Source organism: Streptomyces sp. NBC_00887 (assembly GCF_045207585.1).
Genome location: NZ_CP108788.1, coordinates 2,771,067 through 2,784,876, shown reverse-complemented (window position 1 = coordinate 2,784,876; position 13,810 = coordinate 2,771,067). Strand labels below are relative to the sequence as shown.

General features: G+C 67.9%; 12 protein-coding genes and 1 pseudogene. 7 read left to right on the top strand and 6 right to left on the bottom strand.

Annotated elements, in window-relative coordinates; all coding sequences use genetic code 11:
* Window positions 1-643: 643 nt before the first annotated feature.
* Window positions 644-1,864, bottom strand: coding sequence for a metallophosphoesterase (locus OG844_RS12795; RefSeq protein ID WP_406390014.1), 1,221 nt, complete (start codon window positions 1,862-1,864; stop codon window positions 644-646).
* Between the two features lie 458 nt (window positions 1,865-2,322).
* Here OG844_RS12795 and OG844_RS12790 point away from each other — a divergent pair, with 458 nt between their 5' ends.
* On the top strand, window positions 2,323-2,874 hold the full coding sequence (locus OG844_RS12790) for a PadR family transcriptional regulator (protein WP_406390013.1): 552 nt from the start codon (window positions 2,323-2,325) through the stop codon (window positions 2,872-2,874).
* 40 nt (window positions 2,875-2,914) lie between these two features.
* Entirely contained in the window at window positions 2,915-4,639 is a 1,725-nt protein-coding gene (locus OG844_RS12785) for an acyl-CoA dehydrogenase (protein WP_406390012.1), read from the top strand.
* Between the two features lie 698 nt (window positions 4,640-5,337).
* Here OG844_RS12785 and OG844_RS12780 read toward each other — a convergent pair.
* The 3 genes from OG844_RS12780 to OG844_RS12770 all read right to left on the bottom strand — a co-directional run bounded on the left by OG844_RS12780 (window position 5,338) and on the right by OG844_RS12770 (window position 6,515).
* Complete coding sequence (locus OG844_RS12780) at window positions 5,338-5,760, bottom strand: hypothetical protein (protein ID WP_406390011.1); 423 nt, start codon at window positions 5,758-5,760, stop codon at window positions 5,338-5,340.
* A 130-nt stretch (window positions 5,761-5,890) separates the two neighbouring features.
* Complete coding sequence (locus OG844_RS12775; RefSeq protein ID WP_406390010.1) at window positions 5,891-6,022, bottom strand: hypothetical protein; 132 nt, start codon at window positions 6,020-6,022, stop codon at window positions 5,891-5,893.
* Window positions 6,023-6,074: 52 nt separating this feature from the next.
* Window positions 6,075-6,515 (bottom strand): hypothetical protein, encoded by a 441-nt coding sequence (locus OG844_RS12770; protein WP_328315580.1) that lies wholly within the window; start codon window positions 6,513-6,515, stop codon window positions 6,075-6,077.
* A 152-nt stretch (window positions 6,516-6,667) separates the two neighbouring features.
* Here OG844_RS12770 and OG844_RS12765 point away from each other — a divergent pair.
* A pseudogene (locus OG844_RS12765) lies at window positions 6,668-7,024 on the top strand (transposase); the annotation flags it as partial.
* Window positions 7,025-7,815: 791 nt separating this feature from the next.
* Here the strand turns inward: OG844_RS12765 and OG844_RS12760 are convergent.
* On the bottom strand, window positions 7,816-8,613 hold the full coding sequence (locus OG844_RS12760) for a response regulator (protein ID WP_406390009.1): 798 nt from the start codon (window positions 8,611-8,613) through the stop codon (window positions 7,816-7,818).
* A 124-nt stretch (window positions 8,614-8,737) separates the two neighbouring features.
* On the opposite strand from OG844_RS12760, the gene OG844_RS12755 reads away from it, so the two are divergent.
* Both OG844_RS12755 and OG844_RS12750 read left to right on the top strand, forming a co-directional pair.
* The gene (locus OG844_RS12755) at window positions 8,738-10,348 is read left to right on the top strand and encodes an ATP-binding protein (RefSeq protein ID WP_406390008.1); all 1,611 of its coding nucleotides are present in this window, start codon (window positions 8,738-8,740) and stop codon (window positions 10,346-10,348) included.
* A gap of 352 nt (window positions 10,349-10,700) precedes the next feature.
* Window positions 10,701-11,162: an ATP-binding protein gene (locus OG844_RS12750; protein WP_406390007.1), complete on the top strand. Its 462-nt coding sequence runs from the start codon at window positions 10,701-10,703 to the stop codon at window positions 11,160-11,162.
* 130 nt (window positions 11,163-11,292) lie between these two features.
* On the opposite strand, the gene OG844_RS12745 is transcribed toward OG844_RS12750, so the two are convergent.
* Window positions 11,293-11,502, bottom strand: a complete 210-nt coding sequence (locus OG844_RS12745) for an STAS domain-containing protein (RefSeq protein WP_406390006.1) — start codon at window positions 11,500-11,502, stop codon at window positions 11,293-11,295.
* Between the two features lie 605 nt (window positions 11,503-12,107).
* Here OG844_RS12745 and OG844_RS12740 point away from each other — a divergent pair.
* Both OG844_RS12740 and OG844_RS12735 read left to right on the top strand, forming a co-directional pair.
* Window positions 12,108-12,299 (top strand): DUF6381 family protein, encoded by a 192-nt coding sequence (locus OG844_RS12740; protein ID WP_406390005.1) that lies wholly within the window; start codon window positions 12,108-12,110, stop codon window positions 12,297-12,299.
* 610 nt (window positions 12,300-12,909) lie between these two features.
* Window positions 12,910-13,788, top strand: a complete 879-nt coding sequence (locus tag OG844_RS12735) for an SDR family oxidoreductase (RefSeq protein WP_406390004.1) — start codon at window positions 12,910-12,912, stop codon at window positions 13,786-13,788.
* The last annotated feature ends 22 nt before the right edge of the window (window positions 13,789-13,810 follow it).

Genomic DNA, 13,810 nt, shown 5'->3' with positions numbered 1-13,810 from the left:
CCTCCTGTTGGACGCAAGCCTGATCTGCCGCTGACCGCTCGATGTCCACCGCGGTCGCAATCCGACGGTCCCCACGGCGCGAGACCGTTGGAGCTGTGCACGTTTCCCCGTACACGCTTGTGCACGTTGACCTGTACGCCGACAACAAGAAGATCGCGAGTGGGCTTGATCCGCTTTGACGGACATTTGAGATCTGGGGGTTCAGCCCCGGGAGGATGTCCATCATGGAGAGCATGGGGGTTCATCGAAGAGCTTTCCCGGCGGATGTACGAGGCGTTGCCCCGTGGTCGACCGGATCGAGAAGGGGAAGCCGACCACGGAGGTGCCGCAGGCTGCTGTCGCGACTGCCGCGCCCACGCTGTCGCCAGCTGAAGCCAGGCCCTGAAGTACGTCGTCGACCGCCGCGCTCGGCGTGCGGCCGTAGTTGAGCCGCGGCTGGGAGCAAGGAAGGTCTTCGTTCTGCTGATGGTACAGGCATCACGCGTCGCTGACCTGCGTAAAACGTGGCTGCGTAGGGCGCGCTGGAGCCGTCGGACGGGAGTGATCCGGATCTTGTCCTCAGCGGGACGAGCCTGGTCATCTGTCGACGCGGCGTCCCTCGGCGCGTGCACCGCTCCACGCGGATGTGTCGGCCCGTCGAGTGCTACATCGAGGTGGGCAGGTGCGGGGAGCGGAGCACGAGCAGGGTGATCTCGCTGGGGGCGAAGACGCGGAACGGCGGGCCCCAGAAGCCGGTGCCGCGGCTGGTGTAGAGGATAGTGCGGGGGCCGTGGTGGCTGAGGCCGGCGAGGGCGGGCTGGTCGATGCGGACGAGGTGGTGGAAGGGCCAGATCTGGCCGCCGTGGGTGTGGCCGGAGAGCTGGAGGTCGACGCCGTCGGCTGCCGCCCGGTCGATGAACTTGGGCTGGTGTGCCAAGAGCAGGACGGGCAGGTCCGGGTCGGCGCCGTCCAAGGCTCCGGCGAGGTGGGCGCGGTGTCCTGCCAGGCCGGAGGACTCGGCGGTGACGTCATCCACGCCGGCGACCACGAGCGTGTCGCCTCCGCGTTCGAGCAACAGATGGCGGTTGCGCAGCGGCTCCCAGCCCAGCTCGTCCATCAGGTCGACCCAGCCCTGGGCCTCGCTGTAGTACTCGTGGTTGCCGGTGACGTATACACGGGCTCGGGTGGCCCGCACGGTTCCGAGTGGGGCGGCCTGCGAGCGCCGGCGTTCGGCCGTGCCGTCCGCGATGTCACCCGTGTGGCAGACCAGGTCGGCTTCCAGGGTGTTCACCTTCTCGCACACCTGTGCCGACCAGCGAGTGCGATCGAGGGGACCGTAGTGGGTGTCGGTGATGAGGACGACGCGGAGGCCGTCCAACCCGGCACCCAGCCGTGGGATCGGCACGTCGAGTCGGCGCACGCGCGGCACGCGGCGGGCTTCGGCGTACCCCCAGGCGAGGAGTACGGCGGCTATACCGAGGACGGCCCACGTGACGATTCGGGCCCGGTCCTGGCTCTCCTCGACGCCGGCCACGGCCAGGGCGAGCCGCAAGAGGACGCCGAGCAGAACGGACCAGGTGAACAGGACCCAGCTGGTGCCCAGCAGGGTGTCACCGACGATCGCCGCCCGGTCCTGCTGGCGCCGGCCGTGGCCGCGCCCCATCGCGAGCGGCATACCGACGAGGCCGAGGGCGAACAGGGCGGTGCCGGCGAGCGTGACGGGCAGCGGCCAGTGCTGGCCGCTGTGCAGGAGCACCCAGCAGGGCACGGCCCACAGCAGGACGGGAGCGATCAGGGGGATGTAGCGCATCAGGCGGTGCAGCCGACTCTGCCGCGCCGCTGGCGCTTCACTGTCGGCGGGTCGGGTGTCGCTGGAGTCGGTCACGCTTCCCCTCACAAGCCAGGCTGCCGTCCCGCGCACTGTATCCGGTTGCCCTCGGGCCTCAACGGGCCGCGGTCACGGGGCGGCCCCTTGGGCGGAGGGGTTCGCTGCGGGAGGGCGAAACTTCGCCGCAGCCAGCTCCCCGTCATCGCTCCAACGCGTCAACCGGCTTCGTCGGGAAGCCGGATGGAGTCGGTGTCGGAACGAGGACGCGATCAGTCCACCGATGCCGAGCCGTCTCCCGGGCGGTGGCACACCGCCCCGGTGATCCTCGCGGAGTTGCTGCGCCACCGGCACCGAGATCGTGCGGTCGGGCCGGGCCGTCGAACAGTGCGTGTGAAACGGGCAGCCGCCGGGGCGGGGCGACCGGTCGCGGCGGGTTGCCGTCGCACCGGAGTGAGGTGTGTCGCACGTGGCCGCGGCCTGTTGCTATGCAACTAGTTGCGTAGCAAACTCGCCGCATGGCCCTTGAGCACGCGATCCTGGTGTCCCTGTTGGAGCAGCCCGGTTCCGGCTACGAGCTGGCGAACCGCTTCGACCGAACCATCGGTCGATTCTGGAGCGCCAGCCACCAGCAGATCTACCGTGTGCTCAAGCGCATGGAGTCCGACGGCTGGGTCGCCGTCGAGAAGGTGGCTCAGCACGGCCGACCGGACAAGAAGATGTACTCGGTGGCCGACCCCGGACGGGCCGTGCTCACCGCCTGGCTGAGGACGCCTGTCGAGTCCGAGTCGGTTCGGCAGGAGCTGGCCGTGAAGATCCGGGGCGCCGCCTTCGACGATGCGCAGGGCAGGGCCGGACTGCTCGCCGAGGTGGAGCGGCACCGGGAGATCCACGCCGCCATGCTTGGGCGCTACCTGGCCGGGGAGCGCCGTGACTTCCCCGACCCCGAGACGCAGGACGCGGGCCAGTCCCTGCAGCACGTCGTGCTGCGCGGCGGTATCGAGTACGAGCGCATGTACCTCGCCTGGCTCGACGACGTCCTCGCGACCCTTCGCCGGATCATCGGCTGACTTTGCAACCCGTAGGCCCCGCCCCGGAAAGGACCCTTCCATGTCCAGCGAACTGCTCTTCAACCCGCGCACGTACGATCCTGCGCATTTCGACCCGGAGACCCGCCGCCTGTTGAGGGCCACGATCGACTGGTTCGAGATGCGTGGCAAGAAGGCGCTCCTCAGCGACTACATCGATCGCACCTGGTACGCGGACTTCCTGGACTTCGCCGCCAAGGAGGGCCTTTTCGCCGCCTTCCTCACCCCGTCGGCCAGCGCGGCCGACGACGGCGACAAGCGCTGGGACACCGCCCGCAACGCCGCCCTCAACGAGATTCTCGGCTTCTACGGCCTGAACTACTGGTACACCTGGCAGGTCACCATCCTCGGCCTCGGCCCGGTGTGGCAGAGCGCGAACCCCCAGGCGCACGCCCGCGCGGCGCAGCTGCTCTCCGAAGGGCACGTCATGGCCTTCGGTCTGTCCGAGAAGGGCCACGGCGCCGACATCTACCAGACGGACCTGGTCCTCACCCCGGACGGCAAGGGCGGCTTCCTCGCCAACGGCTCCAAGTACTACATCGGCAACGGCAACGTCGCCGGTCTCGTCTCCGTCTTCGGCCGCCGCTCCGACATCGAGGGCCCCGACGGCTACGTATTCTTCGCCGCGGACAGTCGCCACCCCGACTACCACCTGGTGAAGAACGTGGTGAACTCGCAGATGTTCGTCAGCGAGTTCCGCCTGGAGGACTACCCGGTGGGCGCCGAGGACGTGATGCACACAGGGAAGGCCGCCTTCGATGCCGCCCTCAACACCATCAACATCGGCAAGTTCAATCTGTGCGCCGCCTCCATCGGCATCTGCGAACACGCCATGTACGAGGCGGTCACCCACGCCCACAACCGCATCCTGTACGGCAAGCCGGTCACGGCCTTCCCGCACGTGCGCCGGGAGTTCACGGACGCGTACATCCGGCTGGTCGCCATGAAGCTCTTCAGCGCCCGGGCTGTCGACTACTTCCGCTCCGCCGGCCCCGACGACCGCCGCTACCTTCTCTTCAACCCGATGACCAAGATGAAGGTCACCACCGAGGGCGAGAAGGTCATCGACCTGATGTGGGACGTCATCGCCGCCAAGGGGTTCGAGAAGGACACCTACTTCGACAAGGCGGCCCGGGACATCCGTGGCCTGCCCAAGCTGGAGGGCACGGTCCACGTCAACCTCGCCCTGATCCAGAAGTTCATGCCCAACTACCTGTTCGATCCCGCCGAGTACGCGCCCGTTCCCACCCGTCTCGACGCGGCGGACGACACCTTCCTGTTCCAGCAGGGCCCGGCGCGCGGACTGGGCGCCATCCGCTTCCACGACTGGCGCACCGCCTATGACGCGCACGCCGACCGGCCCAACGTGGCCCGCTTCAGGGAGCAGGCAGACGCACTGTGCGAGCTGCTGTCCCAGCACGCTCCCGACCGGGCCCAACAGCAGGACCTCGATTTCTCGCTCGTCATCGGCCACCTCTTCGCCCTGGTGGTCTACGGCCAACTGGTGCTGGAGCAGGCTGAGCTGACCGGCCTGGACGCCGACGTGCTGGGGGAGATCTTCGACGTGCTGATCCGCGACTTCTCCGCCTACGCCACCGAGCTGTACGGCAAGGCGGCCACCACCGACGCGCAGGCCGCCTGGGCCCTGGCCACCATTCGCCGTCCGGTGGCCGACCCCGAGCGCTGCGCCCGTGTCTGGTCCCAGGTCGAGGCGCTGTCCGGCTCCTACGAGATGCAGTCCTCGTAAGGCGTGTGGCGAAAGTGCTGGTCACCGCCGCTCGTCGAGGGCGGTGACCAGCATCGCCTCGTCGCGGACGGCCGACTCCACAACGGAGCTGCGTCCCCGTCACCGAGCGATCAGCCCAGCGCGCACCCGTCCGGGTCGCCGCTCCCCGAGCAGCCGTCCAGGAGCCCTTCGATCTCGGCGCGGGCGCTGTCGAGGATCACCTGTACGCAGCGGGTGGCACGCCGTACCGGCCTCCACGAAGCCCGTACCGCTAACGGTTCTGCCTACCTCGATCATGGGTCCGCCAGGTCGGATGCGGCCTCTGGGTGCTGTTCAGCACCCGCCTGCACGGGCGCGAACAGCGTAAGTCACTGAGGGCGGACAGAGGGCGTTGAATGCGGGCGGGTGCCACCGACCCTCTCCTTGCGCTGATGGACCGGCAGGGGCCTCCTCGCTCGACCGGTGAAGGTCCTCACCGACAGGGAGCGAGGTGACGAGGGAGGCCTGCACTCACCGGCAACAGGACCTTCCGCAAAACGGTTGACCTGGTGGCCAGCGCGAGCGAAGTCGGCGACGAGAGCGCGGGACAACGGGGAGATCAGAGGAGACATCCGGATCTTCCTGACGCTCGCTCAGGAGTGCATTTTCGGCCGGACAGCCGAACGACCGCACGTGACCTCGGCCCGAGTCAGCAGCAAGCCCGTGTTCGACGGGCAAGTCTAGTCCGCCGTCACCCCCCAGTAGCCGATCTCCGAAGGCTCGCCGTTCTCGTACAGGACCGTGCAACGGCCGAGCCCGCGGCGGGGAAAGAGCTCGTCGTCGGCCTGCAGGGCCGCCTCCCACTCCGCGACAGTGGGCTTTCCGTGAGGACACCAGGCTTGAAGCTCTTCCTCCGTCACCGGACGCATGTAGGGGCCGTTTTCGGGCTCAGCCGCATCGATCAGGTCTATCTGGTCCAGGACGGTGGCGGTGCCACCGGTAAAGATGAACTCGGCCCAGTCCTCGCTCTCCCATAGCTTCGTGACGGTGAGGCCCGGGAAGCCGTGGTCGTCCTTGGCCAGTTCCGCCTCCTGGGCTTGGCGGAACGCGACCGCTAGGTTGTCGTCGCACGGTCCCGTCTGCCACCAACAATTGCCGCCCACTGTCCCGCCTTCCCTTCGTTCTTCCGTTCGAGGCGAAGCCTAAAGCGTCTTGCGGATGGCCGTATTCGGGCGCCTCAGGGCTGCTCGCTCGGCCGGGATCATGGGTACCCAGGAATGCCAGAATCGGCAGTCAGGGCTTGTAGGAGAGTTCTTCCCTGCCGGAGACGGCGGGTCCGCAGTGCGGGTAGGACCTCACAAGAGCCACGATCGCGACATCGACCTGTAGCTGGGCGCCGGCGAGCGATGCAGTCAGCTCGTGCAAGGACAGGTCGTGTGAACCGGCGGTTCGCTCTCGATGCGCTGGTGATCCCTGGTCAGCGGCGGCCGGTGGCCAGGGTGACGAGGAACTGGCCGCCGCCCGGCTCGATGTCGGCGGTCACCGGCAGCCCCGGTACGAGTCGCGAGAACCGATCCACCAACCAGTCCGCCGCCTCTTGGGCGTCCCGTCTGGTCGGACAGCGGCCCACCATCTCGCGGCCCCCCTTGCGCTCCAGCCTCCCGGCAACGGTGATCAGCGGCGCGGGTTCGACCACGTACAGGCGGTCCGGCCAGGCGATGACCACCTTGACCGCACCCTTGCGGGTATTGCATCCGCGGTGCGCGAGCCGCTCGGCGACCTTGGCCTTCCGGTCGGCAGTCCGGCTGTCGACGCTGGGCCCCCGCGGGTCGTTCACCGACTCATTGGGGTCGACCGCTTCGTCACACACCCAGCAGCGCCAGCCGTCGCGCTCGGCCACATCATCAAGGAGACTCATCCCAGCAAACTAGCCTGCCCGGCCGCACCCCGCGCACCAGGGCCCCGGCGCGATCAGCTCAAGGTCGTGCAGGAAGCGGCACCACATCGGTTCCAGGCCGGGCTCAGGCTCGAAGTCCTCCGGCTTCGGTGCGCGCGGTCCGCAGCACGTACGTGCCGGGGGCGAACCTTCACGACCGCCAGGCTCTGATCCGCTGGTGAAGGGCATTCCGCCGATCGGCTCCCGGCGCGGACGCCGACGACGCAGACCGGGAAAGCCCAGCCGACAAGGGATGCGACTACGACCACCTGCGGCGATGGTTACGCGGGCGCGGCATCAGGCAACGCATCGCCCGCAGGGGCATCGAGACCTCACAACGACTCGGCCGCCACCGTTGGACCATGGAACGCACGATGTCCTGGCTCGCTGGATGTCGCCGCTGGCACCGCCGCTACGAGCGCAAGGCCGAGCACTTCCTCGGCTTCGTCGGCTTGGCCGGTGTCCGGATCTGCCACCGGCGCCTCAACTGAGCAGGACGTCCTTGGCGTTGCGCACTGATCGCTGCGTTACTTCGAGGCTCTTTGGCCGCCGCCGTGTCGACGGCCCGGTCGGCCCTCTCGTCGGCCGTGGCGGACACGGTTGTGCCCGCGAGCCCGAGAACCGACGCAGCGCGAAGGCGGAAGCCCGGCCCAGACCGGGACGGCCGGCCCGGTGGCCACGACGCGGCCGTCAGCCGGGGTTGCGGACCACACCCTGGCGATCGAGGCGCACCCCCAAGAAGGGACGGCGGCTGTCAAGAGCACTGTGGTGCAAGGGCGCACAGTCAGGTCCGGGAGGGTGCAGTCAACTTCGAACTGCGTGCCGGAGAGGGAATCGCTGATCAGGCGGCCGGCCGGTGGGAGACCGTGGCCGAGGACGCGAAGTTGGTACCGGGGGCGGGCTCGCTACCCGTTTTGCATGCGTTGCAACATCCCCGGGTGCGCAGAGGTGCTGGCGGAGTGCGCTTGTTCTGGACGTGCGGTATTCCCGAGCGTGATCTTTGTCTGCCATGCCGACGGCGCGAGAGTGAAGCTCGGACGTCTCGGAGCATCTGGAAAACTTCGGGAAGGTCTGCCGAATTCGCGTCGCCCGTCCGACGTAGAGGTGTACCGACCAGACACACAGCCAGGGAGACCCGTATTGGCCCAGTACGCGTCGGTGCTGCTGGACCAGGGACATCGGCAGGATCGCTTCTCAGTAGTGCAGCCGAAAGGTTACCGGTGCCTCCTCCGCTCCGGGCTTCCCGTGGGGATGCCGGGCATCCGATCCGGATGCACGGATCTCAACCGGCATCGGCAATGGGGTGGCGCGGAGTCACGGCGGTGTCGAAAAAGAAGGAATCGATGCTCTGGACGGTCTCGATGAAGTCGTCGAGATTGACGGGCTTGGTGACGTACGCGTTGGCATGCTGGCGATAGGCGTCGTCGATGTCGTCAGGAGCGGCGGACGTGGTCAGCACGACGCAGGGGATAGTCGACAGATCCGGGTCGTTCTTGAGGACGTTCAGCAGCTCGCGGCCGTTCATGCGGGGCATGTTCAGATCGAGCACGATCAGGTCGGGCCGGTCGGTCAGCGGGTCGCGGAGGTACTCCAACGCCGCGACGCCGTCGTCGGCCCTCTGAATCCCGCGCGCCATGCCCTCCTCGGTCAGGGCCTCCTCGATGAGCATGGCGTCGGCCATGTCGTCCTCGACGAGCAGGACGGTGTAGGTACGGGGGACGAGGCCGTTCATGAGGGGGCTCCGGGTCTGGTGGTGAGGTAGGGGGCGTGCGGGGCGGGCGGTAATGACGAGGCCGGGCCAGCGCTTGCGGGCGCCCTGGCGACTGACGCCCCAGGCTCTGCCCAGCTGCGGGTAATTGGCGCCCTCCTGGGCGGCGGCTTGCGCGGCCAGTGCCGCACACTCCTCGACGGCCCGGCCGAGGAAGGCCAGGGCCCGGAGCGAGGCCAGCGCGTCGCTCCGGAACCCGTCCGGGCCCGGCTCGTCCTGATCCGCAACCGGCGTGCGCAGGATGAGCTGCCGAGCGGCTTCGGCGACGACCTGTCGCGCCCGCTCGGCCAGTTCCTCCTGCTCAGGAGTCATCGGCGTCTCCACTGTCATAGGAGCACCGTAGACGGCGGTGGCCCCCGGGACAACCATGGTTGTCCCGGGGGTAAGGTGACGCCGCCCCCGGTGTGCCGCCGGGGACGAGGAGGAGGGACCCCACATGCGGATCGACGCAGCGCAGCAGCAGGCCACGGTGTCACCGTCGGCCGAAGCTGGCTGGACCACCCGCGGCTGGCTGGGTGTCTGCTCCGCGGCAGCGCTGGTGACGCTCCTCGCCCTGGCCGGATGCGGAGTGTGGGTCCTCGCCCACGCCACGGACGTCAACAAGCAGCTCACCGAGCGCTGGTCACCGGCCCTGATCGCGTCCGTCCGTATCGAGAGCGCCCTGATCAATCAGGAATCAGGCATTCGTGGATTCGGCATCACGGGCGAGCGCGAATTCCTCGAGCCGTACCAGGACGGCATCGCACAGCAGACCGCCGCAGCGGCGGAACTGTCGCCCCTCGTAGCAGGAAATAGGCGGGCCGCAGCCGAACTTGCCCTGGTACTCGAGCGCGCCGATCGGTGGCAGACCACGACTGCCCGCCCAGTCAGCGAAGCGGCTGATCCCGTAGCCGCCGCCCAGCGACGCGCCGAGTCAGGCAAGGCGGCATTCGACGCACTTCGCACCGCCCTGCACGACCAGCAGACCCAGATCGAGACCGAGAGAGATCAGGCCCGCGAAGACCTGCAGCAGGTACGCACCCTGCGCAACACGGTCTTCACCGCCATCGCAGGCATGGTTCTCACTCTCTTCGCACTCGCCTTCGCGGGGCTGCGCCGAGGCGTCCAGATACCGCTGGACCGGCTGCGCACCGACGTACGGAAGATCGCGGACGGCGGGTTCGACCATTCCATCGTTCCCTCCGGACCCGCCGATCTGCGCGCTCTGGCGACCGACGTGGACGGAATGCGCCGGCGCCTGGCCGGTGAGCTCGACTTCAGCGACCGCGCCCGCAGTGAACTCGACGAACAAGCAACGGAACTGCGCCGCTCCAACGAAGAACTCGAACAGTTCGCCTATGTCGCCTCGCACGATTTGCAGGAACCGCTGCGCAAGGTCGCCAGTTTCTGCCAGTTGCTGGAACGCCGCTACGCGGATCAGCTCGACGACCGAGCCAAGCAGTACATCGCCTTCGCCGTCGACGGCGCGAACCGCATGCAGACCCTCATCAACGACCTCCTCACCTTCTCCCGGGTCGGACGCCTGCACGCCCAGGACACCGACATCAGCTTCGAGACCCTGCTGCGCCGCATCACCCATTCCCTGGGCCTGGTGATGGAGGAGACCGGGGCCGTCATCACGCACGACCCCCTTCCCGCCGTACACGGCGACCCGACCCAGCTCGGGGTCCTCCTGCAGAACCTCATCTCCAACGCCATCAAATTCCGTGCCCCGGGCGTTGTACCGAAGATCCACATCAGTGCCCACGGACTCGCGGACAGCGCGGACTCCGCCGAGGGAGTCGAACGCCGCTGGGAATTCGCGGTGAGCGACAACGGAATCGGCATCGGTCCGGAGTACGCCGAGAGGATCTTCCTGATCTTCCAGCGTCTTCACACCCGGGACACATATCCGGGCAATGGCATCGGCCTCGCCCTCTGCAGGAAGATCGTCGAATACCACGGCGGTACCATCACGCTCGACACCGCTCACACCCCCGGGACGCGCTTCGTCTTCACCCTTCCCGGGGCCCACGACGGTGCGCCCACCGCAGATGCTCAAAGTTAAGCCTGACGGGCATCGTCTGGTCCTGTGCAGTCGAGCAACTGGCAGCGGCCGGATGCGAATACCGGCCCGGAATCGGTCGACGAAGGATGCATCACCGACTCAAGCTGCTCACAACAAGTCCCCCATGCAAGTCCGGGCCCGCGTCGCGCACGCCTTCGCCCGCATGAAGGCCTACAGATCCTGCGCGACCGCCAGGCGTATGCGCAGTGAAGTCGTGAACGCGATGGCAGAGCTGTTCAGGCCCCGGGCCCGGCGGGTGTCAGCGCCGACGGTGAGGTGGTGGGCGCGGCCGGCGGGTGGATAAGCGGCGGGTCATCGGGAAGGCGCATGGGCATGGACGAAAGCATTGAAGATGGTTGAGAGCCCTGCGGATACGAGTGATCCCGCCTGCCCGACTCCGCTGACAGCGTCCCTCGTACTGAGTGAGCGAGGCAGCAGCATTTCCCAGGCCCGCCACTTCGCGGTCGGCTTCCTGGACAAGTGGAGAGACCAGCACAAGGCCGAGGTCACCACAGACACGTTGCAGATCACGCAGTTGATCGTGAGTGAGCTGGTCACCAACGCCCGTAAGTACGCCCCTGGTCCGGCCCTCCTGCAACTCCGGGCCGTCGGCGATACTCTGGTCGTGGGCGTGTGGGACGGTGATCCGCTGTTGCCCGAGGTTCGGGATGCTGACCCGGAGCGCGTCGGGCAGCACGGCCTGGAAATCGTCTCGGCCCTCGCGACAACCATCGACATACGCCCAGCACCCCCCGGCAAGCGGGTCAGCGCGCACATCCGCCTCGGAACGGATGCAGCAGACGACGCCCCGTGAGGCGCATCTCAGCGCCGGCGTGCCCCGCAACGAACGCCCCTGAGCGCAGGCTCGGGTGAGCCAAGTGCAGCGCCAGTCCGCCGGCACTGTGCCGCTTGCTGCCGCGAGATCGCAGTGGCGGTCTCAGGGTTCACGCCGTGAGGGCACCCTCGAGACTGGGGTGCAGGTGGAGGAAAGTGTCCGCTCCGGTGACGCGGAAGAGTCGCATCACCGCAGGGGAGGGGGCTGCTAAACGCAGGTCGGTGCGGTGGTGGGTGGCGATCACCAGTCGGAGGAACGTCGAGTCGGCGAAAGTGATGTTGCTGGCATCCAGGACCACTCCGCAGCGTTGCGCGAGCAACTTCGATCTCCGCTTCCAGGGGCGGGAGGGACTCCATGTCCAGCTCGCCGGTGGGGGCGATCACAGGCGTCGGCGCGGGCCGGGCGCAGTCGGAGATGGCAGGTCTCATCGGGCCATCATTCACGCAGCTATGTGTGGCGCGCCAAGGCGCTCCCGGGGGCGTCTCGGCATAGCACTGGTCAACGGAGTGCAACGAGCGGGTGCGCGATCTCGCGGTGAGTGTCGGTCGAGCATGGTGAGTGGGGGCCGCACGGTGGTCGTTTCCGTCCTGTGGACCGGAGAAGCTTCTGCAGGCTCGCTTCCGGGACTGTTGGAGGCAGGGTGACCGGGTCCAGATCTCACGTCACTCGGCGACCCGGTGGCCGCCGTCCAGGAGGCCGTGGCCGCAATGCAGGGGGGCGTGATCGCCCTGTCGAGGTCTTGCCACCCTGCCGCGCAGTCACCCGCTGACGGCGCGCTCTGCTGCACGGTCTGGGAATGAAGCGGCCGTTTCGGCGATCGATGCTCTGCGCAGCGAATGACCGTGAGTGACATTTCGAGATGCGGCGGAGAGGACTCACTGTTTCGCTGGGGTGGCCCATTACTCGTCGCCCCAAGGAATGATCATGAGTGCTGCAGGTGAATCCGCCAGGCGTGTCCAGCAGATGCGTGCAAAGGCGCAGGAGATGGAGGAGGCCGCAAAGAGTGCCACAGACCCCGACGAGCGTCAGCGCCTCCAGGACAAGGCTCGTCGGCTCAGGTCCCAGAGCGAGCAGGAGAGCGGCATGGCCAGCGGGGACATCTACCCCACGATCTAGATGTATTGCTCACAGAGGCCGTGCGACGCGGGGTCGCGTGCGGCCGGCTTGACCGGTCGAACAGCCCCGGAACCGAAAGCCGCTGTCTCCGGTCTCCGGCAGGTCCGCAGGCTCGGTCGTGCCGGAATCGGTCCGATCCTCGGGCTGCCTGCTTCCACGGCGCCCTGCAGGCGGACATCCCATCGGTCGGCACCTTCACCGCGGGGGAGTCGCTGCCATGAATGCCGCGGTCCTCGACGGGCGGCGGCTCATCGATTCACACCAGCTCGAACACGTTGGCGGCTGGATCGGCAATCCAGGGCACACACGTGCCGCCGCGCAATCCAGGGCACACACGTGCCGCCGCGCTCCCCGCCGGGCCGGTTGCAGGCTCGCCGCAAGCGTCTCCCGTGCCGGTCGGTAGCAGTGCGCCCCCTCCGGTCGGAGTCGTACGGAAAAATGCATCGCGATTGCCATCGCCTGGCATGCGTGGGACTGCGGTCGGCGGGATACGCGGTGCTCTGATGATGCGTGTTCACGCATGTCGCCACGGCGTGGGTTGTCAGGTGTCGCGACTGGGACATGTGCGGAGCAAGCTGGAGAGAGTGAACCGCAGGAAGGAAGGGCACTGATGGGCAGCCCGCAGGACCCCACGACCAAGCATCCGCAGCCGGAGTTCCCTCAGCAGGACCAGGAGCCGCCCGGCTGGAGCGGCCCGATGGACCCTGCGCCCGACCACGGTGAGGAGTCCTACCGGGGGAGCGGGCTCCTGAGGGACCGAGCCGCGGTCGTGACCGGCGGCGACTCCGGTATCGGCCGGGCTGTCGCTCTGGCCTATGCCCGTGAGGGTGCGGATGTCCTGTTCACCCACCTGCCCTCGGAGGCGGAGGAGGCCCGGGAGACGACCCGCCTCGTGGAGAAGTCAGGCCGTCGGGGGTTGGCGGTTCCATGCGACATTCGGGAAGAGGGGCAGTGCCGTCGCCTCGTGGAGCGGGCCGTGGCGGAGTTCGACCGGATTGATGTTCTGGTCAACAACGCGGCGTACCAAATGTCCCAGCCCCAGGGCATCGAGGACATCTCCACGGAGCAGTTCGACCGGGTCGTGCGCACGAATCTGTACGGCATGTTCTGGCTGTGCAAGATGGCTGTGCCGCACATTCCTCCGGGCGGTTCCATCATCAACACCACCTCGGTGCAGGCTTACAAGCCGAGTCCCCACCTGCTCGACTACGCGATGACCAAGGGTGCCATCGTCACGTTCACGCAGGGGCTCGCGCAGATGCTGGTCGACAAGGGTATCCGCGTCAACGCTGTTGCTCCGGGGCCGGTGTGGACGCCGCTGATCCCGGCCACGTTGCCGGATACCAAGGAGTTCGGGAAGCAGGCTCCGATGGGCCGACCGGCCCAGCCCGCGGAGATGGCCCCCGCCTATGTGTTCCTCGCCTCGGAGCACGCGAGCTTCATCACCGCGGAGATCATGAACGCCACCGGGGGCACGCCGCTACCTTGATCAAGCGGGGGAGTAGGGGCGG

Bases quoted from the DNA above. Each gene is read 5' to 3' on its own strand.
- OG844_RS12790 (WP_406390013.1), top strand. From the start codon at position 2,323: ATGGCCCTTGAGCACGCGATCCTGGTGTCCCTGTTGGAGCAGCCCGGT.
- OG844_RS12785 (WP_406390012.1), top strand. From the start codon at position 2,915: ATGTCCAGCGAACTGCTCTTCAACCCGCGCACGTACGATCCTGCGCAT.
- OG844_RS12770 (WP_328315580.1), bottom strand. From the start codon at position 6,515: ATGAGTCTCCTTGATGATGTGGCCGAGCGCGACGGCTGGCGCTGCTGG.
- OG844_RS12760 (WP_406390009.1), bottom strand. From the start codon at position 8,613: ATGACTCCTGAGCAGGAGGAACTGGCCGAGCGGGCGCGACAGGTCGTC.
- OG844_RS12755 (WP_406390008.1), top strand. From the start codon at position 8,738: ATGCGGATCGACGCAGCGCAGCAGCAGGCCACGGTGTCACCGTCGGCC.
- OG844_RS12750 (WP_406390007.1), top strand. From the start codon at position 10,701: ATGGTTGAGAGCCCTGCGGATACGAGTGATCCCGCCTGCCCGACTCCG.
- OG844_RS12740 (WP_406390005.1), top strand. From the start codon at position 12,108: ATGAGTGCTGCAGGTGAATCCGCCAGGCGTGTCCAGCAGATGCGTGCA.
- OG844_RS12735 (WP_406390004.1), top strand. From the start codon at position 12,910: ATGGGCAGCCCGCAGGACCCCACGACCAAGCATCCGCAGCCGGAGTTC.